General features: G+C 71.3%; 19 protein-coding genes. 8 read left to right on the top strand and 11 right to left on the bottom strand.

The features are described 5' to 3' along the window. Nucleotides 1–1071: GTP-binding protein (locus tag ACFZDJ_RS54295; RefSeq protein WP_391070654.1), on the top strand; the 1071-nt coding region annotated here is incomplete at its 5' end. A gap of 82 nt (nt 1072–1153) precedes the next feature. Here ACFZDJ_RS54295 and ACFZDJ_RS54290 read toward each other — a convergent pair. After that, the gene (locus ACFZDJ_RS54290) at nt 1154–3463 is read right to left on the bottom strand and encodes a bifunctional salicylyl-CoA 5-hydroxylase/oxidoreductase (protein ID WP_391070652.1); all 2310 of its coding nucleotides are present in this window, start codon (nt 3461–3463) and stop codon (nt 1154–1156) included. Beyond that, the gene (locus tag ACFZDJ_RS54285) at nt 3448–4275 is read right to left on the bottom strand and encodes an enoyl-CoA hydratase family protein (RefSeq protein WP_168512050.1); all 828 of its coding nucleotides are present in this window, start codon (nt 4273–4275) and stop codon (nt 3448–3450) included. Before ACFZDJ_RS54285 ends, ACFZDJ_RS54290 begins: the two co-directional genes overlap by 16 nt. Nucleotides 4276–4619: 344 nt before the next feature. Here ACFZDJ_RS54285 and ACFZDJ_RS54280 point away from each other — a divergent pair, with 344 nt between their 5' ends. Continuing rightward, nucleotides 4620–5072: an ATP-binding protein gene (locus ACFZDJ_RS54280; protein WP_391070651.1), complete on the top strand. Its 453-nt coding sequence runs from the start codon at nt 4620–4622 to the stop codon at nt 5070–5072. Here the strand turns inward: ACFZDJ_RS54280 and ACFZDJ_RS54275 are convergent. The 3 genes from ACFZDJ_RS54275 to ACFZDJ_RS54265 all read right to left on the bottom strand — a co-directional run bounded on the left by ACFZDJ_RS54275 (nt 5032) and on the right by ACFZDJ_RS54265 (nt 8956). Further along, entirely contained in the window at nt 5032–6483 is a 1452-nt protein-coding gene (locus ACFZDJ_RS54275) for an amino acid permease (RefSeq protein ID WP_390941920.1), read from the bottom strand. The genes ACFZDJ_RS54280 and ACFZDJ_RS54275 overlap by 41 nt on opposite strands. Before the next feature lie 112 nt (nt 6484–6595). Beyond that, entirely contained in the window at nt 6596–7630 is a 1035-nt protein-coding gene (argF, locus tag ACFZDJ_RS54270; protein WP_101401228.1) for an ornithine carbamoyltransferase, read from the bottom strand. Between the two features lie 96 nt (nt 7631–7726). Then, nucleotides 7727–8956, bottom strand: coding sequence for an arginine deiminase (locus ACFZDJ_RS54265; protein ID WP_390941924.1), 1230 nt, complete (start codon nt 8954–8956; stop codon nt 7727–7729). A 167-nt stretch (nt 8957–9123) separates the two neighbouring features. Here ACFZDJ_RS54265 and ACFZDJ_RS54260 point away from each other — a divergent pair, with 167 nt between their 5' ends. Beyond that, on the top strand, nt 9124–10173 hold the full coding sequence (locus tag ACFZDJ_RS54260; protein ID WP_385374117.1) for an SPFH domain-containing protein: 1050 nt from the start codon (nt 9124–9126) through the stop codon (nt 10171–10173). After that, nucleotides 10170–11063, top strand: coding sequence for a hypothetical protein (locus ACFZDJ_RS54255; protein ID WP_391070650.1), 894 nt, complete (start codon nt 10170–10172; stop codon nt 11061–11063). The genes ACFZDJ_RS54260 and ACFZDJ_RS54255 overlap by 4 nt, the downstream gene beginning before the upstream one ends. A gap of 88 nt (nt 11064–11151) precedes the next feature. Here ACFZDJ_RS54255 and ACFZDJ_RS54250 read toward each other — a convergent pair whose 3' ends face one another. Together ACFZDJ_RS54250 and ACFZDJ_RS54245 are read right to left on the bottom strand one after the other, a co-directional pair. Next, complete coding sequence (locus ACFZDJ_RS54250; protein ID WP_391070648.1) at nt 11152–13701, bottom strand: polynucleotide kinase-phosphatase; 2550 nt, start codon at nt 13699–13701, stop codon at nt 11152–11154. Further along, nucleotides 13698–15176 carry a 3' terminal RNA ribose 2'-O-methyltransferase Hen1 gene (locus tag ACFZDJ_RS54245; protein ID WP_391070647.1) on the bottom strand — a complete coding sequence of 493 codons (1479 nt, stop codon included), beginning with the start codon at nt 15174–15176 and terminating at the stop codon, nt 13698–13700. Before ACFZDJ_RS54245 ends, ACFZDJ_RS54250 begins: the two co-directional genes overlap by 4 nt. Before the next feature lie 231 nt (nt 15177–15407). Here ACFZDJ_RS54245 and ACFZDJ_RS54240 point away from each other — a divergent pair, with 231 nt between their 5' ends. Further along, nucleotides 15408–16331, top strand: a complete 924-nt coding sequence (locus ACFZDJ_RS54240; RefSeq protein WP_391070645.1) for a TIGR03560 family F420-dependent LLM class oxidoreductase — start codon at nt 15408–15410, stop codon at nt 16329–16331. 192 nt (nt 16332–16523) lie between these two features. On the opposite strand, the gene ACFZDJ_RS54235 is transcribed toward ACFZDJ_RS54240, so the two are convergent. The 4 genes from ACFZDJ_RS54235 to ACFZDJ_RS54220 form a co-directional block, all read right to left on the bottom strand. Further along, nucleotides 16524–17000, bottom strand: coding sequence for a DUF6099 family protein (locus ACFZDJ_RS54235; RefSeq protein WP_101401221.1), 477 nt, complete (start codon nt 16998–17000; stop codon nt 16524–16526). Between the two features lie 191 nt (nt 17001–17191). Continuing rightward, on the bottom strand, nt 17192–17530 hold the full coding sequence (locus ACFZDJ_RS54230; RefSeq protein WP_075030563.1) for a nucleotide pyrophosphohydrolase: 339 nt from the start codon (nt 17528–17530) through the stop codon (nt 17192–17194). Continuing rightward, a complete protein-coding gene (locus tag ACFZDJ_RS54225; RefSeq protein ID WP_391070643.1) occupies nt 17527–18684 on the bottom strand; it encodes an ATP-binding protein in 1158 nt (385 codons plus the stop codon). Before ACFZDJ_RS54225 ends, ACFZDJ_RS54230 begins: the two co-directional genes overlap by 4 nt. A gap of 123 nt (nt 18685–18807) precedes the next feature. After that, the gene (locus ACFZDJ_RS54220; protein ID WP_054234050.1) at nt 18808–19197 is read right to left on the bottom strand and encodes a cell division protein SepF; all 390 of its coding nucleotides are present in this window, start codon (nt 19195–19197) and stop codon (nt 18808–18810) included. A gap of 193 nt (nt 19198–19390) precedes the next feature. Here ACFZDJ_RS54220 and ACFZDJ_RS54215 point away from each other — a divergent pair, with 193 nt between their 5' ends. The 3 genes from ACFZDJ_RS54215 to ACFZDJ_RS54205 all read left to right on the top strand — a co-directional run bounded on the left by ACFZDJ_RS54215 (nt 19391) and on the right by ACFZDJ_RS54205 (nt 25949). After that, on the top strand, nt 19391–23509 hold the full coding sequence (locus tag ACFZDJ_RS54215) for a molybdopterin-dependent oxidoreductase (RefSeq protein WP_391070642.1): 4119 nt from the start codon (nt 19391–19393) through the stop codon (nt 23507–23509). 126 nt (nt 23510–23635) lie between these two features. After that, on the top strand, nt 23636–24055 hold the full coding sequence (locus ACFZDJ_RS54210; RefSeq protein ID WP_384917761.1) for a molybdopterin-binding protein: 420 nt from the start codon (nt 23636–23638) through the stop codon (nt 24053–24055). Between the two features lie 178 nt (nt 24056–24233). Beyond that, nucleotides 24234–25949: a hypothetical protein gene (locus ACFZDJ_RS54205; RefSeq protein ID WP_390941938.1), complete on the top strand. Its 1716-nt coding sequence runs from the start codon at nt 24234–24236 to the stop codon at nt 25947–25949. Nucleotides 25950–26228: the final 279 nt, after the last annotated feature.

Genomic DNA, 26228 nt, shown 5'->3' with positions numbered 1-26228 from the left:
CAGGACACCCCCGACCTCGCCCTCCTCACCGACGGCCTGCGCGCCGAGCGCGAACAGGGCATCACCATCGACGTCGCCTACCGCTACTTCGCCACCGCGCGCCGCCGGTTCATCCTCGCCGACACCCCCGGGCACGTGCAGTACACCCGGAACATGGTCACCGGCGCCTCCACGGCCGACCTGGCGATCATCCTGGTCGACGCGCGGCACGGGGTGGTCGAGCAGACCCACCGCCACGCCGCCGTCGCCGCGCTGCTGCGCGTCCCGCACGTGGTCCTCGCCGTCAACAAGATGGACCTCGTCGGCTACGAGCAGAAGGACTTCGAGCGGATCGTCGAGGACTTCGCGGGCCACGCCGCCGAGCTGGACCTGCCCGGCTTCACACCGATCCCGGTCTCGGCGCTGTGCGGGGACAACGTGGTGGAGCGTTCGGCGCACATGGACTGGTACGAGGGTCCGGCGCTCCTGGAGTTCCTGGAGACGGTGCCGGTGGGTTCCGAGCCCACGTCCGCTCCGGCACGCTTCCCGGTCCAGTACGTGATCCGGCACGGCGAAGTGCGCCACTACGCGGGCCAGTTGGTGTCCGGAACGCTGCGGGTCGGGGACCGGGTCACCGTCCACCCCTCCGGAGAGACCTCCGAGATCGTCGGCATCGACGTGCTCGGCAGGGACACCGGCCTCGCGTACGCCCCGCAGTCGTTGACCCTGCGCCTGGCCGACCAGCGCGATGTCTCACGCGGCGACATGATCACCGCCGGACCGGACGCGCCCGCGCTCACACACGACGTCCGGGCGGCCGTCTGCCACCTGGCCGACCGGGCCCTCAGGGTCGGCGACCGGGTGCTGGTCAAGCACACGACGCGAACCGTGAAGGCGATCGTCAAGGACCTCGGCGGGGTGGGCGAGTTGACCGCGAACGACCTCGGCCGGATCACCCTGCGCACCGCCAAGCCGCTCGCGCTCGACGACTACGCGGACGTACGCCGCACCGGCGCGTTCCTCCTCGTCGACCCGGCGGACGGCTCGACACTGACGGCGGGCATGGCCGACCTCTCCGCCCAGGACGCCTAAGACGCCTAAGACGCCTAGGACGCCTAGGACGCCTAGGACGCCTAGGACGCCTAAGACACCAAGGACCGACCTTCGGCCGCCCTCAAGTCCCCAGTGAGAGCCGGGGCTTGGGGGCGTCGGTGCGTCCGGTCTGCGGGCGGCGGCTGCCCGCTCGGTAGGGCTTGGGCCAGGTGACGCCCGGACCCTCGTACCCCTGCTCGGCCGCCGCGTGCAGCGTCCAGTGCGGGTCGTAGAGATGCGGCCGGGCGAGTGCGCACAGGTCCGTACGCCCGGCCAGGATCAGGGAGTTGACGTCGTCCCAGGAGGAGATCGCGCCGACGGCGATCACGGGGAGGCCGGTCTCGTGGCGGATCCGGTCGGCGAACGGGGTCTGGTACGAGCGGCCGTACTCGGGCTGTTCGTCGGCGACCACCTGCCCGGTCGACACATCGACCGCGTCGGCGCCGTGCGCGGCGAAGGCCCGGGCGATCGCCACGCCCTCGTCCCCGGTGTTGCCGCCCTCGGCCCAGTCGGTGGCGGAGATGCGGACGGTCATGGGCCGCTCCTCCGGCCACACGGCCCGTACGGCGTCGAAGACCTCCAGCGGGAAGCGCAGTCTGCGTTCCAGCGAGCCGCCGTAGGCGTCGGTGCGCCGGTTGGTGAGCGGTGAGAGGAAGCCGGAGAGCAGGTAGCCGTGGGCGCAGTGCAGTTCGAGGAGGTCGAAGCCACAGCGGGCGGCACGCCATGCGGATGCGGCGAACTGCTCCCGAATGTCGGTGAGTTGTGCGCGGGACAGCTGCCGGGGGGTCTGGCTGCGCGGTCCGTACGGGACGGGGGAGGCGGCCACCAGCGGCCAGTTGCCCTCCTCCAGGGGCTCGTCGATGCCCTCCCACATCAGCTTCGTGGAGCCCTTTCGGCCGGAGTGGCCGAGCTGGACGCCGATCGCGGTGCCGGGTGCCTGGTCGTGCACGAAACGGATGATCCGACGCCAGGAATCGGCCTGCCGGTGTGAGTAGAGGCCCGTACAGCCGGGTGTGATGCGGCCCTCGGCGCTCACGCACACCATCTCGGTCATCACCAGGCCCGCGCCGCCGAGCGCCCGTGCGCCCAGGTGGACGAGGTGGAAGTCGCCGGGGACGCCGTCCACGGCCGCGTACATGTCCATCGGTGAGACCACGACCCGGTTGCGCAGGGTCAGACCGCGCAGCCGGAACGGGGTGAACATCGGCGGTGTGCCGGGCGGGCAGCCGAACTCGCGCTCGACCTCCGCCGTGAAGTGCGCGTCGCGCAGCCGCAGGTTGTCGTGCGTGACACGGCGGCTGCGGGTGAGGAGGTTGAAGGCGAACTGGCGGGCGGGCTGGTGGAGATACAGCCCCAGGTTCTCGAACCACTCCAGGCTGGCCCGTGCGGCCCGCTGGGTGGACGCGACGACAGGGCGCCGCTCCTCCTCGTACGCGGCGAGTGCCTCGTCGAGAGTGGGCCGCTCCTCCAGGCAGGCGGCCAGCGCGAGCGCGTCCTCGACGGCGAGCTTGGTGCCGGACCCGATGGAGAAGTGGGCGGTGTGCGCGGCGTCGCCGAGGAGGACCAGATTGCCGTGGGACCAGCGGTCGTTGACCACCGTGCGGAAGGTGGTCCACATCGACTTGTTGGACCGCAGCTGCCGCCCGCCGAGCGCGTCGGTGAAGATCTTGCCGCAGGCCTCGACGGACTCCTGCTCGTCGAGGTCCGCGAAACCGGCCGCCCGCCACACCTCTTCGCGCATCTCGACGATGACGGTGGAGGCGTCGGCCGCGTACGGGTAGCCGTGCAGCTGCATCACGCCGTGTTCGGTCTCGACGATCTCGAAGCGGAAGGAGTCGAAGGCGAAGTCGGCGGCGAGCCAGATGTAACGACAGCGGTGCTCCTCGACCGACGGTCCGAACACCTCCGCGTACGCCGCCCGGGTCGGGCTGTGCACCCCGTCGGCGGCGACGACCAGGTCGTACGCCGTGATCAGTTCGGCGACCGGCGGGGCCTCGGCCCGGAAGCGCAGCTCGACGCCGAGCGAGCGGCAGCGCTCGTGCAGGATCTCCAGGAGCCGTCGCCGGCCGAGCGCCGCGAAGCCGTGGCCTCCGGAGGTGCTGCGCACGCCCCGGTGCACGATGTCGATGTCGTCCCAGCGCACGAACTCGTCCTGGAGCGCCGCGTACACGACCGGGTCGGCGTGCTCGATCCCGCCGAGCGTCTCGTCGGAGAGCACGACACCGAAGCCGAAGGTGTCGTCGGGGGCGTTGCGCTCCCAGACGGTGACCTCGCGGCCCGGGTCGAGGCGCTTGAGGAGCGCGGCGGCGTACAGCCCGCCGGGACCGCCGCCGATGACGGCGACACGCACAGACGCACCCGTCCGCGTCGCCACGGCTATCGCCCCCGCCACTTCGGCGCGCGCTTCTCCGTGAACGCCGCATGGAACTCGGCGTAGTCCTCGCCGGTCATCAGAAGGGCCTGGGTCGCGGCGTCGAGCTCGACGGAGGCGGCGAGGGGCATGTCCAGTTCGGCGGTGAGCAGGGCCTTGGTCTGGGCGTACGCGAGAGCCGGGCCCTCGGCCAGGCGGCGGGCCAGCCGCTGGGCGGCCTCGTCCGCGCTGCCCTCGTCGGCCAGCTCGCTGATCAGGCCGATCCGCTCGGCCTCGGGCGCGCGCACCGGTTCGCCGAGCATCAGCAGCCGGGTCGCGTGGCCGAGCCCGACGACCCTGGGCAGCAGATAGGCGGCGCCCATGTCGCCGCCGGACAGTCCGACGCGGGTGAAGAGGAAGGCGAACCGGGCGCTCGGGTCGGCCACCCGGAAGTCGGCGGCCAGGGCGAGAACGGCTCCGGCGCCCGCCGCGACCCCGTGCACCGCCGCGATCACCGGGAACGGGCACTCCCGTACGGCCCGCACGACCTGCCCGGTCATCCGGTTGAAGTCCAGGAGCTGGGCGGTGTCCATGGACAGGGTCGCGCCGATGATCTCGTCGACGTCGCCGCCGGAGCAGAAACCGCGCCCCTCCCCCGCGAGCACCAGCGCCCGTACCGACCGCTCACGGGAGAGCTCGGCGAGCAGATCACGCAGGTCGGCGTAGGCGCCGAAGGTGAGGGCGTTGAGTTTCTCGGGGCGGGCCAGGGTGACCGTGGCGACCCCGTCGGTGACCTCGCACCTCAGGTGCTGCCAGTCGGAAGTGCGAGCGGCGGAGCCGGTGAAGGGACTCATGACGGGCGGCCTCCTCGGACGGGGGCGGCGGTCCGCGCCCCAGGGCGCTGGACAGCGGTCGTCGATACTCCACGAAGTTATCACCAGTCTGTGACTGTCGTCACGACCACGCAATAACCCGGTCGTGAAGTGACCGTTTCCCGTCGCCGAGTCACGGGTTCTCGATAGCCCCGTAACGGCGGGGCAGCTCGCGGGAGGCGGGGCGTTGAGCTGGGTACGGGGCCTCATGCCGAGCCGAACGTCCTGGGAGGGCGCCCACCGAATGTCCTGGAAAGCGCCCGCCTGACGCCGCCGTCCGGCCGCGCCGTACCATTCCTCACATTGAAAGCAGGACAGCCTGCTCCATGAACGGACCCACCTTGCACGACACCCCCGCCCCCGCCTCCTGGCGCATCGCGCTGCCGCACACCTCCGCGGCCGTGCCGGTCGCCCGTGCCCTGGTCCGCACCGCGCTGGCCGAGCTGAAGCACGCGGCCGACAGCGACACCGCGGAACTGCTCACCGCGGAGCTGGTCGCCAACGCCGTGGAGCACACCGCGGGGGACGGTCCCATAGAGCTGGTCGTGGAGCTGATGCCGACCGGCTGTCAGGTCGAGGTGCACGACCCGGACCCGGCGCCGCCCGGCAACCTCACGGTCCCTCAGCCGCCTGGTGAGCCCGACCCCTGGCAGGAGCACGGGCGCGGCCTCCTCCTGATCCGCACCCTCAGCTCCTCCTGCGGTCACCGTCCCACCGGCTCCGGCAAGGCGGTCTGGTTCAGACTGCCTGTGGTGCCCGCTCAGCGGCGTCCGGTGTAGCCGCGGTCGCCGTGGCCGATCGGGCCAGCCGCGAATTGCGGCGCCCGTAGAGCACGTACACGAGGAAGCCGGCCGCCAGGAAGCACACGAACTGGATCCAGGTCGTCCAGCCCGTCTCGTACATCAGATACAGACAGAAGCCGATGCCGAGCAGCGGCACCACGGGGTAGAGCGGCACCCGGAACGTCCTGGCAAGACCGGGTTCCCGGCGCCGCAGCGCGATCACCGCGACATTGACGGCGGCCATGGTGGCGAGCGTGCCGATCGTCGTCAGGTTGACGACGGCGTCCAGCGGGGCGAAGGCCGCCGGGACGGCGAAGACGATCGCGACGATCAGGGTTCCCGCGACCGGTGTCGAGGTCCTCGGCGAGATCTTCTCGAAGACGCGCGGCACGAGCCCGTCGCGGGACATGGACATGAGGATGCGGGTCTGTCCGTACATCACCGCGAGCACGACCGAGGCGATGGCGACGACCGCTCCGAACGCGACGACCCCGGCGCCGACCGTGGAGCCGGTGACCACGTTGACGACGTACGACAGCGCGGCGGGCCGCCCGGCGACCGCGTCGCCGCCGACGGCGCCGATCGCCGCGAGAGCCACCGCGCAGTACAGCAGGGTGACCAGACCGATGCAGACCAGAATGGCGATCGGGATGTTGCGGCGGGGGTCCTTGGCCTCCTCGCCGGCCGTGGTGATCGCGTCGAAGCCGATGTACGAGAAGAAGGCCGCCGTGGTGCCCGCGCCGATCCCGCCGAGCCCGGCCGGGGAGAACGGCGTGAGGTTGCCGTGCTTGAAGGCGCTGAACCCGATCGCGCAGAAGGCGACGAGCACGACGAGCTTCAGCACGGCCATGGCCGCGGTCGCCCGGGCGCTCTCGCGCACCCCGCGGATCAGCAGGACCGAGGCCAGCGCGATCACGATGACCGCGGGAAGGTTGACGATCCCGCCGTCGGACGGGCCGGCCGAGAGCGCGGCGGGCAGCTGCAGGCCCGTGAGGCTGTGCAGCAGCTCGTTGACGTACTGGCTCCAGCCGACCGCCACGGCCGACACGGAGACGCCGTACTCCAGGAGCAGACACCAGCCGACGAGGAAGGCCGTGCCCTCGCCCAGTCCCGCGTAGGCGAAGGAGTACGAGGATCCGGAGACCGGGATCGCGCCGCCGAGTTCGGCGAAGGCGAACGCGGTGAAGACACAGGTGATCGCCGCGAGGATGAACGACACGACCACGGCGGGTCCGGCCTGCGCGACCGAGTCGGAGAGTCCGACGAAGATTCCGGTGCCGACGATCGCGCCGACGCCGAAGCAGATGAGCTGGAAGAGGCCCATGGTCCGCTTGAGGCCATGGCCTTCGCGGTCGGCGCCTGATTCGGCCATCAGCAGCTGGGGGGACTTGATGCGTGGAGCGGACATGCGGGTGGTGCTCATTTCCGGTGGTGCGGGGTGCGACGGGGTCGGTCGCGCGGCGGTCGCGGAAGGGGTGGCTCCGGACCGCCGGTCAGGATAAGGCCTGCGGGAACCTCCGTCAGGCCAGGACCTCGGGGATTCCCGGTCGCCCCAGGGTGGCGACCATGATCGCCTTGATGGTGTGCAGCCGGTTCTCGGCCTCGTCGAAGACGACCGAGTGCGCCGACTCGAACACCTCGTCGGTGACCTCCAGCGAGTCGAGGCCGTGGGTCTCGTGGATCTCGCGGCCGACCTTGGTGCCCAGGTCGTGGAAGGCCGGCAGGCAGTGCAGGAACTTCACGTCCGGGTTGCCGGTGGCGCGCAGCACATCCATGGTCACGGCATACGGCGACAGCGCGGCGATGCGCTCGTCCCACACCTCCTTGGGCTCGCCCATCGAGACCCAGACGTCGGTGGCGACGAAGTCGGCGCCGTGGACGCCCTCGCCGAGGTGCTCGGTGAGGGTGATGCGTCCGCCGTTGCTCTCGGCGAGCTTGCGGGCCCGGGCGACGATCTCGTCGGCCGGCCAGTAGGCCCCCGGGGCGACGATCCGGACGTCCATGCCGAGGAGCGCGCCGGTGACCAGGTAGGAGTTGCCCATGTTGAAACGGGCGTCACCCAGGTAGGCGAAGGCGATCTCACCGAGCGGCTTGTCGCAGTGCTCGGTCATGGTGAGCACGTCGGCGAGCATCTGGGTGGGGTGCCAGTCGTCGGTCAGACCGTTGTAGACGGGCACTGAGGCGTACGCGGCCAGCTCCTCGACGGAGGCCTGGCTGTCGCCCCGGTACTCGATCGCGTCGAACATCCGGCCGAGCACACGCGCGGTGTCCTTCACGGACTCCTTGTGGCCTATCTGCGAACCGGAGGGGTCCAGATACGTCGTCGAGGCGCCCTGGTCCGCGGCGGCGACCTCGAACGCGCAGCGTGTACGGGTCGAGGTCTTCTCGAAGATCAGCGCGATGTTCCTGCCCCGCAGGTACTGCGTCTCGGCCCCGGCCTTCTTCGCCGCCTTGAGCTCGGCGGCCAGCTCGATCAGACCGCGGAACTCCTCCTCGGTGAAGTCCAGCTCCTTGAGGAAGTGGCGTCCGGCGAGGGCGGTCGGGACTGTCGCCATGGGGGCGCTCCAGAGGTACGGGGACGGCGCGAACAAGGGAACGATTGGAAGTCTATACGATCGCCCACATTTCTATACGGCACTTCCTGGGTGACATCAAACCCCCACCCCGTCCCTCTCCACCGGACAGCTCATGCACCGAGGCCCACCCCGCCCCCGCCCCAGCTCACTCCCCGGAATCTCGATCACCTCAATACCCTGCTTCCGCAGATGCGTATTGGTGGTCACGTTCCGCTCATAAGCGACGACGACCCCCGGCTCCACCGCCAGGACATTGCACCCGTCGTCCCACTGCTCCCGCTCCGCCGCATGCACATCCTGCGTCGCGGTCAGCACCCGGATCTCGCTCAGCCCCAGCGCCGCCGCGATCGCCCGGTGCATGTGCTCCGGCGGATGGTCGGTGACCTTCAACTCCTTGTCCCCCGAGCCCGGTTCGATCGTGTACGAGCGGAGCATGCCGAGCCCCGCGTACTGGGTGAAGGTGTCGCCGTCGACCATCGTCATCACGGTGTCGAGATGCATGAGGGCCCGCCGCTTGGGCATGTCGAGCGCCACGATCGTACGGGCCGACCCGGCGGCGAACAGCTTGTGCGCGAGCATCTCGACGGCCTGGGGCGTCGTGCGCTCGCTCATGCCGATGAGCACGGCGCCGTTGCCGATGACGAGCACGTCACCGCCCTCGATGGTGGACGGGTAGTCCGCCTGCCCCTCCGACCAGAGATGGAAGCCCTCGTCGCGGAAGAGCGGATGATGCCGGTAGATCGCCTCGAAGTGCACGGTCTCCCGCTGTCGCGCGGGCCAGCGCATGGCGTTGATGGAGACCCCGTCGTAGATCCAGGCGGAGGTGTCCCGGGTGAAGAGGTGATTGGGGAGCGGGCCGAGGAGGAAGTCGTCGAGGTCCATGACATGGAAGCGCACGGAGGTCGGCTCCAGGTGCGCGTCCAGGAACTCCCGCTTGGTCATCCCGCCGACCAGCGCGGCCGCCAGTTCCGGGGCGGGCAACGTCTCGAAGGCCGCCCGGAGATGGTCGGTGGCGAGCGGCCCGTACTCCTTCTCGTCGAAGACCCGGTCCAGGACGAGCGATCTGGCCGCCGGGATCTCCAGAGCCTCGGTCAGCAGGTCGCCGAAGAGATGGACGGTGACCCCGCGGTCGCGCAACACGTCCGCGAACCCGTCGTGCTCCGCCCGGGCCCGGCGCACCCACAGCACGTCGTCGAAGAGCAGCGCGTCCTTGTTGCTGGGGGTGAGCCTCTTGAGCTCGAGGTCGGGTCTGTGCAGGATGACGCGGCGCAGCCGCCCGGCCTCGGAGTCGACATGGAATCCCATGCCTCCATCCTGACCATCCGGACGCCTGTTCACCCGTGGATCGACGGGAGACGGGCGAGTTGATTTCGTCCCCTTGACGATAAGGGGGCCCCTTCGTTATCGTCACTGCGACGACAAAAGCACATCACAGCGGGTCGCCGGGATCGCCCGGCGACGAGGGGGTACCCATGGCCGACATCACCCGGCGTCTCGGCTGGCGCCATCTGCGCGGGGCGCCGACCGCCCATGTCCGGCACCACCGGTCGGGCCGGCTGGTGCACGACGGCCCCGGACTCAGCTTCTGGTACCGCTCCCTGACCGCCACGCTCTCCGAAGTCCCGGTCGACGACCGCGAGTTGGCGATGACCTTCCACGCCCGTACGTCCGACTTCCAGGACGTCGCGGTGCAGGCGACCGTCACCTACCGGATCGTCGATCCCGGTGTCGCGGCCGCACGGCTCGACTTCTCCGTCGACCCCGACACCGGCTCCTGGCGCGGCGCGCCCCTCGAACAGCTGGGCTCGCTGCTGACCGAGACGGCCCAGCAGCACGCGCTGGACGTACTGGCCCGTACGTCGCTGGCGGCGGCCCTGGTGGACGGCGTCGCGTCGGTACGGGAGCGGATCGCGGGCGGGCTCGCCGCCGAACCCCGGCTGCCCGCGACGGGGATCGAGGTGGTGGCCGTACGGGTCGTCGCGTTGCGCCCGGAACCCGAGGTGGAGCGGGCGCTGCGCACTCCCGCCCGCGAGCAGATCCAGCAGGAGGCGGACAAGGCGACGTACGAACGCCGGGCCGTCGCCGTCGAGCGGGAGCGGGCGATCGCCGAGAACGAGCTCGCCAGTCAGATCGAACTCGCGCGGCGCGAGGAGCAGTTGGTCGACCAGCGCGGCACCAACGCGCGGCGCGAGGCGGAGGAGCACGCGGCGGCGGACGCGGTGCGGGCCGGGGCGGAGGCGGCGCGGACCGTGCGGCTCGCGGAGGCGGAGGGCATCCGGACGGTACAGCTCGCCAAGGCCGAGGCCACGGCCGCGCGGGAGGTCGGCGAGGCGCGGGCCGCGGCGCAGGCCGCCTGGCTGCGGGTTCACGGGGACGTGGACGTCGCCACGCTGCACGCCCTGACGGGCACGCGGCTCGCCGAGAACCTGCCGCGTATCGACAGCGTCACGGTGTCGCCGGACGTCCTGACGGGCCTGCTCGCGCGGCTGGGCAACGGGGCCACCGGGGGGCCGGAGCTGTGAGTCTCGCGCCCCGGGTCGTCCTCGTCCATCGCACCACGGAGTACGAGGAGCTGGTGGCCCGGCACGGGACGCACGGGCAGGCGGCGTTCTTCCTCTCCTCCCGGGGGCGGGACATCGAGGAGGTGGCCGAGCGGCACCGGAGGGCGCGGGAGGCGCTGGCTGAGGTGGTGTCGGCGGTGCCGCTGACCTGGCGTCAGGCGCGCGTCGAGCGGGGCGACCTGGACCGCTTCCTGTTCGCCCCGGAGGACGTGGTGGTCGTGGTCGGGCAGGACGGGCTGGTGGCGAACGTGGCCAAGTACCTGACCGGACAGCCGGTGGTGGGGATCGACACCGACCCCGGACGGAACCCCGGGGTGCTCGTGCGGCACCGGCCGCGCGACGCGGGCACGCTGCTCGCCTCGGCGCGCGGGGGCCGGGCCGACGAGCTGACCATGGTCGAGGCGGTCGCGGACGACACGCAGCGGCTGGTCGCACTCAACGAGATCTATCTCGGAACCGCGAGCCATCAGACGGCCCGCTATCGGCTGGGGCTCGACGAGTACGGGGGTGCCGTCGAGCCCCAGGCCTCCTCCGGGGTCCTGGTCGGCACCGGGACGGGCGCCAGCGGCTGGCTCCGCTCGGTGTGGCAGGAGCGGGGCGGTGAGCTGCCGCTGCCCGGGCCCGCGGAGGAACGCCTGCTCTGGTTCGTCCGCGAGGCCTGGCCGTCGCCGGCCACCGGCACGTCCCTCGTCTCCGGCACCCTCACCGCCTCCGCCCGCCTCTCCCTCACCGTCGAGTCCGACCGCCTCATCGCGTTCGGGGACGGCATGGAGAGCGACGCGGTGGAGCTGGTGTGGGGGCAGACGGTACGGGTGGGGGTGGCGGAGGTGAGGCTGCGCCTGGTGACCTGAATCTCTCAGGGGCGCGGGGCGAAGCCCCCGCCCCAGGGGCGCGGGGAACCGCGCGCCCAGCCCCCACCGCCCCGCAGCCGAAGAACGCCTACAGACGTGGGTCCACCGGTTCGGACTCCAGCGCCAGCACCCCGAACACCGCCTCATGCACCCGCCACAACGGCTCCCCCTCCGCCAGACGGTCCAACGCCTCCAACCCGAGCGCGTACTCCCGAAGCGCAAGCGACCGCTTGTGGTTCAGGAACCGCCCCCGCAGCCGGGCGAGGTTCTCCGGACGCGTGTACTCCGGACCGTAGATGATCCGCAGATACTCACGGCCCCGGCACTTGATGCCGGGCTGGACAAGACGTCCCTGCCCGCTCCGCACCACCGCTTCGACCGGCTTGACGACCATGCCCTCACCCCCACGCCCGGTCATCTCCAGCCACCAGTCCACCCCGCCCCGCACGGACTCCGCGTCCCCGGTGTCCACGAACAACCGCCGAGTCGTCTGCAGCAGCCCACTCCCGTCGTGCTCGACCAGCCGGTCGATGAGCGCGAGCTGCTCGTCGTGCGGCACCGCGGCGAGACTGCGGCCCTGGACGGCGAGGATCTGGAAGGGAGCCAGCCGCACCCCCTCCAGCCCGTCCGTCGGCCAGCAGTACCGCCGGTACGCCTCGGTGAACGCGGCCGCGTCGGCGGCCCGCTCCCGCTGCCTGCCGAGCAGCTCCCGGACGTCGACCCCACGCTCCGCGGCCCCTTCGAGCGCGGCCAGCGCCCCCGGGAACGCGGCCCCGGCCGCGGCGCCGACCGCCGCGTACTGGCTGCGCAGCAACCCGGACGCCTTGAGCGACCACGGCATCAACTCGGCGTCGAGCAGCAGCCAGTCCGTGCCCAGTTCCTCCCACAGACCGGCCGCCGTCACGGCTTCCCGCAGTCGCCCGAGGATCTCCTCGGTGACGGCAACGTCGTCGAAGAAGGGCCGGCCGGTACGGGTGTACAGCGCCCCCGTGGGCCCTTCCGCGACGCCGAACCGCTCCCGCGCCACTCCCGCGTCCCGGCAGACCAGCGCCACCGCCCGCGACCCCATGTGCTTCTCCTCGCACACGACGCGGGCGACACCGTCCTCCTTGTACTGGGCGAAGGCCTCGGCGGGGTGTTCGAGGTAGCCCTCCACCTGCGAGGTCGCCGTGGGCGCCATCGTCGGCGGGAGGTAGGGCAGCAGGCGCGGGTCGACCGCGAACCGGCTCATGACCTCCAGGGCCGCCGCCGCGTTCTCCTCGCGCACGGCCACCCGCCCGGCGTACCGCGTCTCGACGGCCCGCCGTCCGTGCACGTCGGCGAGGTCCAGCGGACGGCCCTCATGGCCGCCGGGCGCCTCGGAGGCCAGCGGCTTCGCCGGCTCGTACCAGACCCGTTCGGCCGGTACGTCGACGAGCTCGCGCTCCGGCCAGCGCAGCGCGGTGAGCTTGCCGCCGAACACGGCGCCGGTGTCGAGGCAGATGGTGTTGTTCAGCCAGGTGGCCGTGGGGACCGGGGTGTGACCGTAGACGACGGCCGCCCGGCCCCGGTAGTCCTCCGCCCACGGGTAGCGCACCGGCAGGCCGAACTCGTCCGTCTCCCCGGTCGTGTCGCCGTACAGAGCGTGCGAGCGCACCCGGCCCGACGTGCGGCCGTGGTACTTCTCGGGCAGTCCGGCGTGGCAGACGACGAGCCGCCCGCCGTCCAGGACGTAGTGACTGACCAGCCCGTCGACGAACTCCCGCACCCGCGCGCTGAATTCCTCGCTCTCGCCGTCCAGCTGCTCGATGGTCTCGGCCAGCCCGTGGGAGTGCTGGACCTTGCGGCCCTTGAGGTAACGGCCGAGCTTGTTCTCGTGGTTGCCCGGCACGCACAGCGCGTTGCCTGCCGCGACCATGGACATCACGCGGCGCAGAACTCCGGGGGTGTCCGGGCCGCGGTCGACGAGGTCGCCGACGAAGACGGCCGTACGGCCCTGCGGGTGCGCGCCGTCGGTGTAACCGAGCTTGCCGAGCAGGGTCTCCAGCTCCGAGGCGCAGCCGTGGATGTCACCGATGATGTCGAAGGGGCCGGTGAGGTGGGTCAGGTCGTTGAACCGCTTCTCCGTCCGCACCTCGGCGCTCTCGATCTCCGCAACGCCCCGCAGGACGTGCACCTTGCGGAATCCCTCGCGCTCCAAGTGCCGCAGCGAGCGGCGCAGTTCACGGATGTGGCGCTGGATGACGCGGCGCGGCATGTCGGCACGGTCGGTGCGGGAGGCATTGCGTTCGGCGCACACCTCCTCCGGCACGTCGAGCACGATCGCGATGGGCAGCACGTCGTGCTTCTTGGCGAGTTCGATCAGCTGGCGGCGGCTCTCCTGCTGGACGTTCGTGGCGTCCACGACGGTGCGCCGGCCGGCCGCGAGCCGCTTGCCCGCGATGTAGTGGAGGACGTCGAAGGCGTCGCCGCTGGCGCTCTGGTCGTTCTCGTCGTCGGCGACCAGGCCGCGGCAGAAGTCGCTGGAGATGACCTCGGTCGGTGTGAAGTGCCGGTGGGCGAAGGTGGACTTGCCGGAGCCGGACGCGCCGATCAGGACGACGAGGGAGAGGTCGGTGACGGGCAGGGTGCGCCCCTGGGTGGTGTCGTTGCCGGTCATGCGGCCTTCTCCTCCTTCGTGGTGGTCGGGGTGGCGGTGGCGAGGGTGAAGACGGCCATCTGGGTCGGCGGACCGACCTCCGGGTCGTCAGGCCCGACGGGCGTGAACTCCACGTCGTATCCGTGCCGCGCGGCCACCTGGTGGGCCCAGGTCCGGAACTCCTCCCGGGTCCACTCGAAACGGTGGTCGCCATGGCGGGAGTGTCCGGCCGGGAGGGTCTCCCAGCGGACGTTGTACTCGACGTTCGGCGTCGTCACCAGGACCGTACGCGGCCGGGCCGAGCCGAAGACGGCGTACTCCAGGGCGGGCAGCCGGGGCAGGTCGAGGTGCTCGACGACCTCGCTGAGCACGGCGGCGTCGAACCCCTTGAGGCGGTTGTCGGTGTACGCGAGCGAGCCCTGGAAGAGCCGCACGCGGGCGGCCTGCCGCTCGCCCATCCGGTCCAGCTTGAGCCGCCGCGAGGCGATGGTGAGCGCGCGCATCGACACATCGACACCGACGATCTCGGTGAACCGCACGTCCTTGAGCAGCGCCTGCACCAACTGACCCTGACCGCAGCCGAGGTCGAGCACGCGGGCCGCGCCGGACGTGTGCAGCGCGGCGAGGATCGCGTCCCGGCGCCGCACGGCGAGCGGGATCGGCTTCTCCTCCGTGTCCGCCTCCTCGTCGACCGCGTTGTCGATCTCCTCGACCTCGGTGTCGTCGGCCTCGGCGAGCCGTACGAGCTCCAGCCGCTCCATGGCCTCCCGCGTCAGCGACCAGCGGCGCGAGAGGTACCGGTCGGCGATCAGCTTCTGCTCGGGGTGGTCCGCCAGCCAGCCCTCGCCCGCCCGCAGCAGCTTGTCGACCTCGTCGGACGACACCCAGTAGTGCTTGGCGTCGTCGAGCACCGGAAGCAGCACGTAGAGGTGGCGCAGGGCTTCGGCGAGCGTCAGGCCCGACGCCTCCAGTTCCAGGCGTACGTAGCGGGAGTCGCCCCACTCGGGGAACTTCGCGTCCAGCGCCACGGCCTCGACCGCCACCGTCCACCCGAGCGGCTCGAACAGCTTGCGTACGAGGTCGGCGCCACCCCTGGCGGGAAGCGCGGGTACCTCGATCCGGAGCGGCAGCGGCCGGGCGGGCAGGTCCGGCTTCGCGACGCACTGGCCCTTCACAGCGCTGGAGAAGACCGCGCTCAGCGCCACGGCGAGCAGGGACGAGGCGGCGTACGGGCGGTCGTTGACGTACTGCGCGAGCGCGGCGTCGGGTGCGCCGCCGCGGCCCTTGCCCTTGCCGCGCCGGACCAGCGCCACCGCGTCGACCTCCAGCAACAGCGCGGCCGTGCACCGCTCGACGGACGCCTCGGGGTAGAGGACGTGCGCCGTGCCGTAGGAGGTCGAGAACACCTGCGCCTTGTCGGGATGCTTGTGCAGCAGGAAGCCGAGGTCGGTGGCGGGGCGCTCTGGGGTACCGGTGGTACTGATCGTCAGGAACACTGGAATCTGCCTCGAAACGTCTTCTGAGCTGTGTATACCTCACCTGCGCCGAGCGCCGGTGAACCACAGCGGGGGGAGAGCGCGCCGGGGGATCACTACTCCCGGCCTGTCGTCGGCGCGCCCGCTCCAACGTATAGCGAACGCCCCTGGGGGACCCGAGAATTTTCCCGCCGAGCTGCATGGCAGCGGTTCCAGCTGGGTCGGCTGATGTGACCGGTGCATGATGGATGTATGGATCTTCGAGTCTTCACAGAACCGCAGCAGGGAGCGACCTACGAGACGCTGCTCCGCGTCGCCAAGGCCGCCGAAGACCTCAACTACGGAGCCTTCTTCCGTTCTGACCATTACCTGCACATGGGATCCGTCGACGGACTCCCCGGGCCCACCGACGCCTGGATCACGCTGGCCGGCCTCGCCCGCGAGACGAGCCGGATCCGCCTCGGCACGCTCATGACGGCCGGTACCTTCCGTCTCCCCGGTGTCCTCGCCATCCAGGTCGCGCAGGTCGACCAGATGTCGGGCGGACGGGTGGAACTCGGTCTGGGCTCCGGCTGGTACGAGGCCGAGCACGAGGCGTACGGGATTCCGTTCCCCAAGGAGAAGTTCGGGCGGCTGGAGGAACAACTCGCCGTCGTCACGGGCCTGTGGGAGACGCCCGTCGGTGAACGGTTCACCTATGAGGGGAAGTACTACCAGCTCAAGGACTCCCCCGCGCTTCCCAAGCCTGCGCAGTCCAAGGTGCCGGTCCTGATCGGCGGGCACGGTGCCAAGCGGACGCCCGAGCTGACGGCGCGGTACGCCGACGAGTTCAATATTCCTTTCGCCTCCCTCGGGGACACGGAGCAGCAGTTCCAGCGGGTGCGGGCGGCGGCCGAGCGGGCCGGGCGCAAGGGGGACGACCTTGTGTACTCGAACGCGCTCGTCGCCTGTGTCGGCAGGAACGACGCCGAGGTGAAGCGGCGCGCGGACGCCATCGGGCGGGACGTCGACGAGCTCAAGGCGAACGGGCTCGCGGGCTCCCCGGCGGAGGTCGTCGAGAGGATCGCCCAGTATCAGGCCGTCGGGTCGCAGCGCATGTACATGCAGATGCTGGACCTCGATGACCTGGACCACCTGGAGTTGATCGCCGCGGAGGTCATGCCGCAGCTCGGCTGAGGTCGCGTTCCTCGGGCCCCCGGCGGGCGAAATCCGGCGCCCCCTTGTGCGGCGTGGGTTCGTGGCAGCGACCCGGGTAGGTGGTGATCGCCGGGCTCGGGCGGAGCCGGAGGGCCCGGCTCATGGCGACGCCCCACCTGGGGGCTCCGCCCCTTCAGGGGCGCGGGGAACTGCGCGCCCGGCGGCCCCCGCCTACCCCGTCGCCCACCCCCGCTCCACCACCCCCTGGTCCCGCGCCGCCAACCGTCTCAGCATCTCCAGGACCCGGTCGCGGGACTCGTCCGCCGCGTCGATCGCCTCCATGCACTGCCAGTACGTCCCCTGTTCGTCCGCCGCGCAGGCGATACCGACGAGAGCGATACCGACCTCGCCAAGAAGACCCCCGAGGCACAGCAGGGACTCTCGTGCATCACCCAACTCGGTGAGCTGAGCGGCGCGTAAGTCGGCCATGTCGAGCGGCGGCGCGTTCAGCACACCGCAGCCCCGGCCCGCCAGCTCCGTCAGTCCAAGCGCCTCGCCCCGGAGTTCCGGCGGCCCCGAGACGGCGAAGCGACTCCCTATGGCCTGGGCCAGGGCCTGCGCCTGCCACGCCTCCGCGATCACTTCGACCGTGTCCCCGCTCCCCGCGAGGGCACGCCTGCTCGCCCCGATGAGCCGCACCGCGTCCATGCGCTGCCCCCGTCTGTCCCGACGCGCTCATCGCACGTCCGCCCGAACTCCCCTGTCCACTACCCAGAGTGAGAGCCCGCGAGACGAAAAGCCAGAGGAAGACCGAAATCTGTGGACACGAAGTTGAATGTGGACAACTCAACGACCCCGGAGAGTGACAATCGGACTCGCCGCTTCCCCGGCCCCCGCCCCTACGCCCCCTCCCCCACCGGAAACCTCCGCTCATTCCGGTCGATCTTCGCGTCGAGCGCCGCCAGCGCGTCGATGCCGAGCACCTCGCACAGCTGGAGCAGATACGCCAGCACGTCCGCCACCTCGTCCGTGACGCGGTGCGCGGTGTCCGCGTCGTCCATGACCCGCGCCGACTCCTCGGGCGTCAGCCACTGGAAGATCTCGACCAGCTCGGACGCCTCCACGCTGAGCGCGGCGACCAGGTTCTTCGGCGTGTGGTACTGCTGCCAGTTCCGCGCGGCCGCGAACTCGGCCAGCCTGCGCTGCAACTTCGCCACGTCCAGTTCACTTTCACTCACGGCGTCAGGTCTACCACCGTGACCCCCGGCACCTCGCGCACCCGGACGACATCGCCCACCGCACCCACCAGGCGGATGTGCCCCCGCTCGCACATCCGCGCCGCCAGCCGCACCAACTCCCCGGCCTGCCGCACATCCAGCCCCCGGTCGAAGCCGTCGGCCAGCACCGTCAGCGTCTGCAGCGCGGCCGGGACCTCCCCCGCCGGATCGACCTCCAGCACGCCGGGCCCGGTGAGCAGTACCAGGGCCAGTGCCAGATACTTCAACTCGCCGTCCCCGAGCAGCCCCAGGTGCGTACGGACGCCGTCCCCGCGGTCGAGGAGCGCGCGCACCGTGCCGTCGCCGAGCGGCTCGGCCAGGACGTCCGTGACGGGGCCCGCGCAGCCGGCCCGTACCGCCGTGACCAGGTGCGCGTAGCGATGCCCGCACTCCGAGCGGGTGCGCCACAGCACCTCGGCGAGGTTGTCGCAGCCCCGGAGCAGCCGTCCCGCGCCGAGCGGGGCGGCGGCGCGCATCCGTCGGGGGCTCGGGTCGCAGGCGTACACGGACCGCAGGGCGACCACCATCTGCTCGGCCGCGGCGAGGACCCGCCGTTCGCCGTCCGTCCGGCCGGCGACGCGCAGTGGCAGCAGCGCGGTGCCGAGGCGGTTGTCGGGAAGGGGGCCCCGGGTCACCGTCGACGAGCCCGCCGTGTGCCAGGCCGCCTGGACGACCCGGCGGCCCGGGTCCCGTAGCGCGGTCTCCAGGAGGGTCAGGCCGCCCGCGGTCAGCCGCTCGCCGACGATGCGCAGTTCGGGCTCGGCCTGTACGGCGACATCGAGCCGTACGGGTCCTTCGGGGCCGTCGACCGTGCAGCCGATGCGGAAGCCGCGCCGTCGCTGGGCGTCGGGCCGGGCGCGTTCGGGGACGCAGGAGGCCGGGTCGGGGAACACTTCGCCCAGCGGGGCGCCGCCGCCGAGCCGCGCCAGTGCCTCGTACGCCCGCAGGGCACCGGTCTTGCCGCTGCCGCTGGGCCCGCTGAAAAGAGTGAGGGGGCCGAGCGGGAACCGGGCGCGCCGGTGTGCCGCGAAGGCGGCGAGCCTGAGTTCGGTGGCGCCGGGCCGGTCGGGGCGCGCCTCGGCCTGGGCGGGGGCCGCCAGAGATGACACGGTCATATGTGGACGGTAAGCGCCCCCTGCCGGGCGAACCGCAGGCGAACCGTTACAGCCTGGCGGCCTTCCTACGATCGGGGGACCGGCGCGCGCCCGCGCGCGGAGGCCGGTCCTGGTCGCCCGTGCTCAGATCCCGGGAACCCCCGCCCCTTCCATCAGCCCCCGCACCTCGGTCCCGCGCGGTGTGAGCAGGAACACGTTGCGGTCGACCCGGTGCATGCCGCTCGCCAGACCGAAGACCACCCCCGTGCTGAAGTCCAGCACCCGCTTGGCGACCTCGGTCTCCGCACTGGTCAGGTCGAGCAGGACCGGGATGCCCGACATCAGCGTCTCGGCGACATCGCGGGCGTCCGCGAACACATTGACCCGCAGGACCACGAAGCGGCGCCGCGCCTCGGTCACGGCCTCGGGTATCGACCGGTGATTCACCGCCGAGGGCCAGGCGTCCCGGCCCCGTAGCGGAACGACCTGGGCGAGCCCTTCCCACTGCTCGTCGGTGACGTCGTGGCTGTTCACTGGCCCACCCCGTCCTGGCTCGCACTCATTGTCTGCACCGGCCAATTCTTACGCATGGTCACCCGTTCGGCCCAACAGCGACACGGTCCGCGACACCCTCACATCGGCCGCCGGCCGGTTGTGCAGCGGGCGTAACCCTCCAAGATCAGACCATGTGACATCCGCGTAACGGGCAATTCGTACTGTCGTCGGCATGACCACGACCCCACGCCCGGAGCAGGTCCGGACCGTCTGCTCGTACTGCGGTGTGGGCTGCGGCATGGTCCTCGACATCGGCCGGGGGCCGGACGGACGGCGTACGGTCCTGAAGGCGTCCGGGGACAAGGAGCACCCCGCCAACTCCGGTCGGCTGTGTACCAAGGGCGCGACCACGGCCGACATGCTCGCCGCGCCCGGCCGGCTGACCACCGCGCTCGTGCGGGAGGACCGCGGCGAGGAGCCGCGACCTGTCCCCGTCGAGGCGGCCCTCGCCGAGACCGCCCGGCGCCTGCGCGCGATCATCGACGAGCACGGCCCGGACGCCGTCGCCTTCTACGTCTCCGGACAGATGACCCTCGAAGCGCAGTACCTCGCCAACAAGCTGGCCAAGGGCTTCGTACGGACGAACCAGATCGAGTCGAACTCACGGCTGTGCATGGCGAGCGCGGGCACCGGCTACAAGCTGTCGCTGGGCGCCGACGGACCGCCGGGGTCGTACGACGATCTCGACCGCGCGGACGTGTTCCTCGTCATCGGGTCCAACATGGCCGACTGCCATCCGATCCTCTTCCTGCGGCTCATGGAGCGTGTGAAGGCCGGGGCCAAGCTGATCGTCGTCGATCCGCGGCGCACCGCGACGGCGGCGAAGGCCGATCTGTTTCTGCAGATCAGGCCCGGGACCGACCTCGCGCTGCTCAACGGACTGCTGCACCTGCTGCACGAAGGCGGCTACACGGACCCGGACTTCATCGCCCGGCACACCGAGGGCTGGGAGGCGATGCCCGCGTTCCTCGCCGACTATCCGCCCGCGGCCGTCGCCGAGATCACCGGCATCCCGGAGGACGACATCCGGGCGGCGGCGCGGCTGATCGGTGAGGCCGGGGAGTGGACGAGCTGCTGGACCATGGGGCTCAACCAGTCCACGCACGGCACCTGGAACACCAACGCGCTCGTCAATCTCCATCTCGCCACGGGCGCCATCTGCCGGCCCGGCAGCGGGCCCTTCTCCCTGACCGGGCAGCCCAACGCCATGGGCGGGCGCGAGATGGGGTACATGGGTCCCGGGCTGCCCGGACAGCGCTCGGTGCTGGTGGACGAGGAGCGTGCCTTCGTCGAGGAGCTGTGGGGGCTGCCGGTCGGGAGCATCCGGAAGGACGGGGTGGGGCAGGGCACCGTCGAGATGTTCCGGAAGATGGCCGAGGGGGACATCAAGGCCTGCTGGATCATCTGCACCAACCCCGTCGCCTCGGTCGCCAACCGCCGGACCGTCATCGAAGGGCTCGAAGCCGCCGAGTTCGTCGTCACCCAGGACGTCTTCGCCGAGACCGAGACCAACGCCTACGCCGACGTCGTGCTCCCCGGCGCGCTGTGGACGGAGGCCGAGGGCGTCCTGGTCAACAGCGAGCGGACGCTGACCCTGGCACGGTCCGTCGTCGACCCGCCCGGGGAGGCGCGGGCGGACTGGCGGATCATCGCGGCCGTCGCCCGCGCCATGGGGTACGAGAAGGAGTTCTCGTACGACAGTGCCGAGCAGATCTTCGAGGAGATCAAGGAGGCGTGGAACCCGAAGACGGGGTGGGATCTGCGGGGTGCCTCCTACGAGCGGCTGCGGGGCGGGCCCGTGCAGTGGCCCGTCGCGCGGGAGGACGGGCCCGCGCGGAATCCGATCCGGTATGTGGAGAAGGGGGGCGACGGTGAGCTGTCGTTCCCCACCGCGAGCGGGCGGGCCGTCTTCTACGCGCGGCCCCATCTGCCGCCCGCCGAGATGCCCGACGACGACTTTCCGTTCGTGCTCAACACCGGGCGTCTGCAGCACCAGTGGCACACGCTGACCAAGACGGGGAAGGTGGCGAAGCTCAACAAGCTCAATCCGGGGCCGTTCGTGGAGCTGCATCCGCAGGACGCGGCCGCGCTCGGCGTCGTGGAGGGCGACTCGGTGGAGGTCGCCTCCCGGCGGGGGCGGGCGGTGTTGCCGGCGGTGGTGACGGACCGGGTGCGGGTGGGATGCGTGTTCGCGCCCTTTCACTGGAACGACCTGTTCGGCGAGTACCTGAGCATCAACGCGGTGACCAGTGACGCGGTGGATCCGGTGTCGTTCCAGCCGGAGTTCAAGGTGTGTGCGGTGTCGCTGGCGCGCGTTGCCGCCCGAAGGGCTCTTCCGAAGGCGCCGGACGGGCCGAGTGCGCCCGACCGAGTCGAAACGACGCCCGGAGGCTTCGGCACGACGCCCGGAAGCGTCGGCACGTCATCCGGAAGCGTCGGCACGTCACCCGGAGGCTTCGGCCTGGAGCCCGCTCCCCCGCCCGTGCTCTCCTCCGTCGAGCGTCAGTATCTCAGCGGCTTTCTCGCCGGGCTCTCCTCCGGGCTCCCGGGCGTGCCCGTCCTCCCCCCGGACGCCCCCTTCGACCCCGAGCACGCCCTCTGGGTGAACGGCGTGCTCGCCGGGATGTACTCGCGCTCCGCGCCCCCGGCGGCTCCGGCGCAGGAGTCCGCGGGCCGTGAGGTGGTGGTGCTGTGGGCCTCGCAGACCGGGAACGCGGAGGAGTTCGCGACGGCCACCGCCGAGCGGCTCGCCGCCACCGGGCACCGTGCGCGACTGGTCGGCATGGACGAGGCGGACGTCGGCGCCCTCGCCCGCAGCGCCGATCTGCTCTTCATCACCAGCACCTTCGGGGACGGTGACGCGCCCGACAACGGGTCCGGCCTGTGGGACACCCTGTCCGGGCAGGAGGCCCCGCGGCTGGACGGCGTGCGCTATGCCGTGCTGGCCTTCGGCGACTCCTCGTACGACGACTTCTGCGGGCACGGACGCCGGCTGGACGCGCGCCTGGACGAGTTGGGCGCCGTACGCCTGGCTCCCCGTACGGACTGCGAACCGGACTACGAGCCGAACGCGGACGCCTGGCTGGAGCTGATCCTCACCGCGCTCGGCGGGCGGCCCGAGGCGCCCAGGGCACCCGAGGCGCCCCGGACCGCCAAGCCCGCCAAGCCCGCGCCGGCCGCCGCCACCGCCCGCCTCACCGGCAACCGGCTGCTCAGCCTGCCCGGCGCCGGCAAGGAAGTGCGCCGGTTCACCTTCGACACCCGGGACAGCGAGAGCCCGCTGCCGTACGAGGCCGGGGACGCGCTCGGCGTACGGCCCGTCAACTCGCCCGGCCTGGTTGCCGAATGGCTGGAGACGATCGGGGTCGACGGCTCAACGGCCGTCGAGGTGACGGGTGTTGGTGAGGTCCCCCTCGGCGAGGCCCTGCTTCGGCATTTCGACATCACGCGGATCACGCCGGACCTGCTGCGCTTCGTCGGCGAACGGACGCGTGACGGGCGCGAGTTGAGGAAGTTGATGCGTCCGGACAACAAGGGAGAGCTGGCCCGCTGGTCCTGGGGGCGACAGGCCGTGGACGTGGTGGCCGAGCATCCGGTGCGCGCGTCGGCGGCGGAGTGGGCCGAGGTGTTCAAGCGGTTGCAGCCCCGCCTGTACTCGATCTCGTCGAGTCCACTCGTCGACCCGCACCTCGTCTCGCTGACCGTCTCGGTGGTGCGGTACGAGAATCCGGCCGGCCGGCCGAGGGGCGGGGTGTGTTCGCCCTTCCTCGCCCATGCCGAGCCGGAGGCGGAGGTCCCGGTCTTCGTGCAGCGGTCGCCGCACTTCAGGCCCCCGGCGGACGCGACGACACCCATGGTGATGGTGGGGCCCGGTACCGGAGTCGCGCCGTTCGTCGGCTTCCTGGAGGAGCGCCGGGCGCTCGGCCATCGGGCGCCGAACTGGCTGTTCTTCGGCGAGCAGCACCGCGCCACCGACTTCTACTACGAGGACGAGCTGACCGGACTGCTCGACGACGGCTCGCTCACCCGGCTCGACACGGCGTTCTCGCGCGACCAGCGCGCCAAGGTCTACGTCCAGGACCGGATGCGTGAGCACGGGCCCGAGCTGTGGCACTGGCTCCAGGACGGCGCCCGCTTCTATGTGTGCGGAGACGCCTCGCGAATGGCCAAGGACGTCGACCGGGCGCTGCGGGACATCGCGGTCTCGCACGGCGGTCTGGGCGAGGCTGAGGCCATCGCGTACGTCAAACAGCTGGCGGCGGAGAAGCGGTATGTACGGGACGTGTACTGAGACACGGGAGACACGGGGTGTGGTGAGCCCACCGAGGGTCGCGAGTTGCACATAATTGGCGAAACTCAACTATTCCCACCGCACCGACATCCGTTGTCCCTCCGCACCGCACATTGAGGCGTACCCATGAGCCTGAGCATCCGCAACCAGCTCCCCGGAACCGTCACCTCTGTCACCCCGGGCGAGGTGATGGCGACGGTCAAGGTCCGTCTCGACGGTGGCCAGGACCTCACCGCGGCCATCACCGCGGAGGCGGTCGAGGACCTGGGTCTCGCAGCGGGGTCCACGGTCCGCGCCCTGGTCAAGTCGACGGAGGTGTCCCTGGCCACCGGGCCGGTCGACGGGGTGAGCATCCGCAACCAGTTCCCCGGCACGGTGACGGAGGTCTCCACGGGCGGGGCCATGGCCCGCGTCAAGGTCGAGGTCCCGGGCGGCGAGCTGACCTCCGCGATCACCAAGGACGCGGTGACGGAGCTGGGCCTGGCGGCCGGATCGGCGGTCGTGGCGCTCATCAAGTCCACCGAGGTGTCCCTCTCCAACGCCTGAGACACCCACATATGCCCAGTCAAAGCACGAGACGCCCTTATATGAGACGCTCCCACACGACACGCACCCACATCGGCCGTAAACACTCTTCTTACCACCCTCATACCGGACTCTTCACGTCCGGCATCACGGCCTTCATCTGCGGGAATTACCGTCCAACCCCGTGTACTTGGCAGAAATGAGGCCGTCGACCACCGGCCAGAAGGCCCTCACGAAGGCGTCGCCCGACGAGACGCCCGCGCAGTGGCACCGCGTCCTGACCCTGCTCGCCGACGTCAGCCTCTTCATCGGTACGCGCCCGATGTGGACGGCGGCCGCGAGCCATCGGCTCGCCGTCGCGGCGGTGATCTCGGTCTGCTATGCCTCGATCCTGGTGACGGGCGTCCTGACGCTGACCGTGCGCCGGAGTCGCTCCCTGGCCCGCCTCGACCTGGTGGTCCTGGTGACGGCCGTCATGCTCGCGGTGTGCGGGTTCGCCATCTACCACGGCGGCGGTGACGAGTCCGTCCTCACCGCGCAGGCCGCCCGCGAGTTCGTCGCCGGGCACCAGGTCTACGACCACCCGTGGCCCTGGCTCTTCGGGCAGCACGGGGTCGCTCTCACCCCGACGATGACCGGCGGGTACGACTACACGTACGGCTATCCACCGCTGCCCCTGCTGCTCACCGCGCCGCTGCTGTGGGTCGGGCACGGGGCCGCCCCCGCGGTCCTGACCGCCACGGGCGCCCTGATCGTGGCCACGATCGTGATGTGGCGGATGCTGCCCACGCAGTGGCGGTCCGCGGCCACGCTGGTCTGCCTCGGCCTCGGCCTCTTGCCCGCGTACGCCCGGCTCGGCTATCCGGCGATCGTCGCCTGCGCCTTCCTCATCCCGGTGGTGGTGGGCTGGCCGCGGATGGGCTACGGCGGATGGAGCGACTGGGCGCGAGCGGCCTGCCTGGGCGCGGCCTGCGCCTCGCAGCAGCTGCCGTGGTTCCTCACGCCGTTCCTGCTGGCCGGGGTCTACGCGCTGCGCCGCGGCGATCTCGGAGCGCGTGCGGCGACGGCCGCCGTGGGCCGGATCGCGGGGGTGGCCACCCTGACCTGGCTGCTGATCAACGCGTACTTCATCGTGAGCGAGCCACGCAGCTGGCTCTCCGGGATCGCGCTCCCGCTCACCCAGAAGGCGAACCTGCACGGCCAGGGCCTGGTCGGCATCTCGCTGTACTTCACCGACGGCAGCGACCGGCTGTCCTGGTACTCGCACGCGAGCATACTGCTGGCCGCGGGGCTGCTCGGGCTCTTCGTGCTGTTCGTGCGGCGGCTGGGGCCGGCCGCGGTGGTCCTGCCGTGGTGCGCGTTCTTCCTGGCGACACGTTCGCAGGACGGCTACTACCTGATGATGACGCCGCTGTGGCTGGCCGCTGCCGTGACCGCGCCGCCGTCGGCCTTCACCACGGCGTGGCAGCCCCGGCCCGCCTTCCTGCGCGGCCCGCACCGGCAGCGGGCGCGCATCGCCACGGGTGTGCTGCTGATCGCCCCCGCCCTGGTCGCGTCGACCCTGGCGGTGACGGGCTCACCGCCCCTGAAGATGCGGCTGGTCGGCGAGAGCCGGACCACCACCGCCAAGGCCGTGACCGCGCTCACCGTCCGCGTCACCAACCTCGGCGACTCGGCCCTCACCCCGCACTTCACCCTGACCACGGGCCAGGGCATGGGCCGCTACTGGTCCATCAAGTCCGGCCCCGCCACACTCGGCCGGCACTCCTCGGCCAGCTACGAGCTCCTGCCGCCCTCCGGCAGGTTCACCCTCCCCCGCGCCGGAGTACGCATCCGGCTGCGGGCCGTCTCGGCCACACCGATGACACTGTCCAGCACGGATCTGCACCTGAAGGCCCCGGCAAGCACCCGCTAGACCCCCCTGGCCTACGCCGCCGGTCGCGGTTCTCCGCGGCCGGCGGTAGACGTCAGGAGGATGATCCGCAAGCGGCGTACTGCGTTCTCAGTAGTCGGAAATGTCGGCAGGTGCACGACGACGGGAGAGGTCTGCCACGGGGAACCTGATGGGGTTCCCGAGATCGGACGAGTGGAGACCTCAGCCCGTGGCTACTTTCCTTTATCGACTGGGCCGTACGGCCTTCCGGCGGCGCTGGTACGTCGCCTTGATCTGGGTGGCGGTGCTCGGCGCGGTCGG

Origin of the sequence: Streptomyces sp. NPDC007896 (genome assembly GCF_042959425.1) — a bacterium.
Lineage (GTDB): Bacteria > Actinomycetota > Actinomycetes > Streptomycetales > Streptomycetaceae > Streptomyces.
Note: the sequence above shows the minus strand (reverse complement) of the source record. Positions and strands in the feature narration are given on the sequence as shown.

What these genes read in the sequence shown, in the direction of transcription:
- ACFZDJ_RS54285 (WP_168512050.1), bottom strand. Translation starts at nt 4,275, where the DNA reads ATGAGTCCCTTCACCGGCTCCGCCGCTCGCACTTCCGACTGGCAGCAC.
- ACFZDJ_RS54280 (WP_391070651.1), top strand. Translation starts at nt 4,620, where the DNA reads ATGAACGGACCCACCTTGCACGACACCCCCGCCCCCGCCTCCTGGCGC.
- ACFZDJ_RS54275 (WP_390941920.1), bottom strand. Translation starts at nt 6,483, where the DNA reads ATGTCCGCTCCACGCATCAAGTCCCCCCAGCTGCTGATGGCCGAATCA.
- argF (WP_101401228.1), bottom strand. Translation starts at nt 7,630, where the DNA reads ATGGCGACAGTCCCGACCGCCCTCGCCGGACGCCACTTCCTCAAGGAG.
- ACFZDJ_RS54265 (WP_390941924.1), bottom strand. Translation starts at nt 8,956, where the DNA reads ATGGGATTCCATGTCGACTCCGAGGCCGGGCGGCTGCGCCGCGTCATC.
- ACFZDJ_RS54260 (WP_385374117.1), top strand. Translation starts at nt 9,124, where the DNA reads ATGGCCGACATCACCCGGCGTCTCGGCTGGCGCCATCTGCGCGGGGCG.
- ACFZDJ_RS54250 (WP_391070648.1), bottom strand. Translation starts at nt 13,701, where the DNA reads ATGACCGGCAACGACACCACCCAGGGGCGCACCCTGCCCGTCACCGAC.
- ACFZDJ_RS54240 (WP_391070645.1), top strand. Translation starts at nt 15,408, where the DNA reads ATGGATCTTCGAGTCTTCACAGAACCGCAGCAGGGAGCGACCTACGAG.
- ACFZDJ_RS54235 (WP_101401221.1), bottom strand. Translation starts at nt 17,000, where the DNA reads ATGGACGCGGTGCGGCTCATCGGGGCGAGCAGGCGTGCCCTCGCGGGG.
- ACFZDJ_RS54225 (WP_391070643.1), bottom strand. Translation starts at nt 18,684, where the DNA reads ATGACCGTGTCATCTCTGGCGGCCCCCGCCCAGGCCGAGGCGCGCCCC.
- ACFZDJ_RS54215 (WP_391070642.1), top strand. Translation starts at nt 19,391, where the DNA reads ATGACCACGACCCCACGCCCGGAGCAGGTCCGGACCGTCTGCTCGTAC.
- ACFZDJ_RS54210 (WP_384917761.1), top strand. Translation starts at nt 23,636, where the DNA reads ATGAGCCTGAGCATCCGCAACCAGCTCCCCGGAACCGTCACCTCTGTC.
- ACFZDJ_RS54205 (WP_390941938.1), top strand. Translation starts at nt 24,234, where the DNA reads ATGAGGCCGTCGACCACCGGCCAGAAGGCCCTCACGAAGGCGTCGCCC.